We start from the raw sequence: 3725 nt of genomic DNA, 5'->3' as shown, positions 1-3725 counted from the left end.
CCGGGTCGCCGACCTCGTCGACAGCTCGGACACGACCGTCCTGGACCTCGCCGACGGCGCCGACACGGAGCGCCTCGCCACCGAGCTGGCCGAGCGCACCGGGATCACCGACGTCCGCGTCGACACCGACAGCCGCCTCGTCGTCGTCGCCGACCTCGCACGCGACGCCGTCGTGCGCACCGCCGTCGACGTCGGCCTCCCCGTCGTCGGGGTCAGCAGCCGGCGCCACCTGGAAGAGGTCTTCCTCGGCGTCATCAACAGCGCCGCCACCTCGAACGGCTCGACGCCCCAGGCAGACTCGGGCGGTTCCCTCATCGAAAGGCTCCGGCAGGTGAGGTCACGATGAGCACCGAGGCCAGCACAGCGGCATACGACATCCGGGAGGTACGCCGCCCACTCTCATTCCGCGCGGAGTGGCGCCGTCAGTGGGGGCGCCGGCGCACGAAGGTGGCGTTCGCGCTCGTCGGCGCGCTGCCGCTCATCCTCGTCATCGCGTTCGCCTTCGGCGACCGGTCAAGCGGGCGACGGACGAGCACCACCGCCCGGTTCATCGACCTCGCCCAGACCGGCTCGGCCAACTTCACCCTGTTCACCCTCTTCGTCAGCTCACAGCTGCTCCTCATCCTGCTGGCCGCGCTCTTCTGCGGTGACTCGGTGCCGGCGGAGGCGTCATGGTCGTCGCTGCGCTACCTGCTCATCGCGCCGGTCCGGCGGCCCAGGCTGCTGACGGGCAAGCTCGCCGTCGGCCTGACCCTGACGGCGCTCGCCACGGTGCTGCTCATCGCGTGGGCGCTGCTCGTCGGCGGGCTCGCCTACGGCTGGACGCCGCTGACGAACCCGCTCGGGGAGGACCTCGGGTGGGGCGCCTACCTGGTGCGGCTCGCGGTCGCGGTGGCCTACATCTACGTCACCATGCTGCCGATCGCGGCGATCGCGTTCTGGATCGGCGTCCGCTCGGACGCGCCGCTGGCGTCGGTCGGCGGCGCGGTGCTCGTGTCGATCGTCCTGTCCATCCTCGACCAGATCGACGCGCTGGACCCGTGGCGCAACGCCTTCCCCGGCCACTACGCCAATGCCTGGCAGGACCTCATCACGCCGAGTCCCGTCTGGGACGACGTCGTGCACGGCGTGCTGTGGGCCCTCGTGTGGACGGTCCTGTTCATCCAGCTCGGTTACCGCCGCTTCCGCCGCTCCGACATTCTCAGCTGACCGGGCCGGCGTGGGTCAGGCCCTGCCGGGTCAGACCTTGACGCTGCTGCCGCGCCGGGAGAGGGCGTCGATCGCCACAGCCGCGACGAGCACGAGTCCGGTGACGATGTACTCCCACTGGACCTCCAGCCCCTGCAGGTACATGCCGTTGTAGATCCCGCCGATCACGAGACCGCCCAGGACACCCGCCGCGGCCTTGCCGCGGCCGCCGAACAGGGAGGTGCCGCCGATGACCGCGGCGGCCACGGCGTAGAGGACCAGCTGTCCGCCGTTGACGTTGTTGGACATCCCGCCGAGGTATGACGCGTAGAGCAGGCTCGCGATGCCTGCGGTCATCGAGCAGAGAACGAAGGACCAGGTGCGGATGCGGTCGACGCGGATGCCGGCCCGCCGGGCCGCTTCCGCGTTGCCACCGATGGCGTAGACGTAACGACCGAAGCGGGTGCGCTGCAGCAGGAGCGTCCACAGGGCGAGCACCCCCAGCACGATGAAGATCGCCCAGGGCACGCCCTGGAGGGTGCCGAGGGCGGCGCGGTTGACGTTGCACACGGCGACGACGATGGCGCCGGCCACGGCGATGAGGGCGATCTTGCTGATCGTGACGCTGAGCGGCGGGGCGACCAGGCCGCTGCGGCGGCGCCGGACGTCGCGGACGGACTGCGTGGCGCCGAGGAGACCGACGACCACGATCAGCACGATCCAGCCCTGGAGGGGCGTCACCTGGCCCCACATGAGGTTGTAGAGCGCGTGCACGTTCGGGCCGACGCCGCTCAGGCTCGGGTATCCCGAGAAGGGTCCGAAGTTCAGGACGATCAACAGGACCCCGTTGAAGACGAGCAGGCCGCCGAGGGTCACGATGAACGACGCGAGACGCAGGCGGGTGACGAGGGTCCCCTGGACCAGGCCGATGGCGGCGCTCACGACGAGCGCGGCGATGATCGCGGCCCACCACGGCCAGTTCGTCGTCGCGGGCTGCACGAGCTGCACCGCGATCACGGCCCCGACCGGCCCGACGTAGCCGATCGACAGGTCGATCTCGCCGAGCAGCAAGGCGAAGATCTCCGCCATCGCCAGCACCATGAACACCGCACTCTGGAGGAACAGGTTCACGACGTTCCCGGCGGAGAGGAACACGTGGCCCGGGCTGAGGATCTGGAACACGACGACGATGGCGATCAGGCCCAGGACGACGGGGAGCATCCCGCTCTCGCCGCTCCTGATCCGCAGCATCTGCCCACGCAGGTACTCGGGCAGGGACTGCGCGACCACCTCGGGCGGGACGAGGGCAGCCACGTCGCCGCCATCCTCCGTGGTCGCCAGGATGTCCGGCTCCGCGGTCGGAGGCGGCTCGGAGAGCGGGGCTTCGGAGGGGGCCGTGCCGGGGGGAGCCGCGTCGGATGGAGCCGCGTCCGAGGTGGCCGGCCCACCGGCCGAGCCGGGGGATGCGGGGGAGCGCCCCTCCTGCTCCACCGTTCCTCGGCCGACGGCAACCAAGGCCGACGCGTCGTCGGTCGGCTCCGTGGGCGTGGTATCGGCCGGGGCCCGTTCCGTCGTGGCCGGCGCTGTCGCGGCCCGGTCGGTCGCGGTCCGTTCGGTGGCGGTTCGTTCGGTGGCCGCCCGGTCGGTGGCGACCCGGTCGGTCGCCGTCCGGTCGCGCGCCGTGCGACCCGTAGCACCATCGAGGCGCCCGGTGGTCATGTACTCGACGACGCTCTGGCGGTCGAGGAGATCGGCGTCCTGCTGGGTCGCCATCCGGCCGAGGTAGAGCACGGCGATGCGGTCCGCGACGGCGAACACGTCGTTGAGGTTGTGCGAGACCACCAGCACGGCGAGGCCGTGGTCCCGCAGCCGTCGGATCAGGTCGAGGACCATCGCCGTCTGTGTCACGCCCAGCGCCGCGGTCGGCTCGTCCATGATGACCAGCCGGGAGTTCCACATCACCGCTCTGGCCACGGCGACGGACTGGCGCTGGCCGCCGGACAGCGACGCCACCGGCTGGCGGATGGAGCGGACGGTGGTGACGCCGAGGCCGGCCAGGGTCGTCGCCGCCGCACGCTCCATGTCGTTCTCGTCCAGCATGTAGCGCCGCACCTTCTCGCGACCCAGGAACATGTTCTGGACGATGTCGAGGTTGTCGGCCAGGGCGAGGTCCTGGTAGACGGTCTCGATCCCCAGGGTCGAGGCGTCCCGAGGTGTGTGGATGCGGACCGGCCGGCCTTCCCAGAGGATCTCTCCTCCGTCGGGTTGATGGATCCCGGCGATCGACTTGATCAGTACCGACTTGCCCGCGCCGTTGTCACCGCACAGCGCGGTGACCTGGCCGGCCGGCAGGTCGAGGTCGACGCCCGTCAGGGCCTGCACGGGACCGAAGTGCTTGGAGATTCCCCGTGCGCTCAGCAGCGGCACGTTCTCGTCGTCCGACATGTCGTCAACTCTCATCAGGTCCTCGGCGACGGGCCGTGCGGGGTCCGGCGGCCGCCGGTCGCCGAGGTCTCACGCCTTCGGTTACGGGGTGA

At 70.9% G+C, this 3725-nt stretch carries 2 protein-coding genes and 1 pseudogene; 2 read left to right on the top strand and 1 reads right to left on the bottom strand.

Features of this window, described 5'->3' with window-relative positions; all coding sequences use genetic code 11:
* Both ACTHJJ_RS11940 and ACTHJJ_RS11935 read left to right on the top strand, forming a co-directional pair.
* A pseudogene (locus tag ACTHJJ_RS11940) lies at positions 1-346 on the top strand (alpha/beta fold hydrolase); the annotation flags it as partial.
* On the top strand, positions 343-1209 hold the full coding sequence (locus ACTHJJ_RS11935) for an ABC transporter permease (RefSeq protein ID WP_440303166.1): 867 nt from the start codon (positions 343-345) through the stop codon (positions 1207-1209). The pseudogene ACTHJJ_RS11940 and the gene ACTHJJ_RS11935, both read left to right, overlap by 4 nt.
* 30 nt (positions 1210-1239) lie before the next feature.
* Here ACTHJJ_RS11935 and ACTHJJ_RS11930 read toward each other — a convergent pair whose 3' ends face one another.
* Positions 1240-3633 (bottom strand): ABC transporter permease subunit, encoded by a 2394-nt coding sequence (locus ACTHJJ_RS11930; protein WP_440303165.1) that lies wholly within the window; start codon positions 3631-3633, stop codon positions 1240-1242.
* Between the last annotated feature and the right edge of the window lie 92 nt (positions 3634-3725).

This window comes from Intrasporangium sp. (assembly GCF_051961875.1).
Classification (GTDB): Bacteria; Actinomycetota; Actinomycetes; order Actinomycetales; family Dermatophilaceae; genus Intrasporangium_A.
This window is presented reverse-complemented; position numbering and strand designations above follow the sequence as displayed.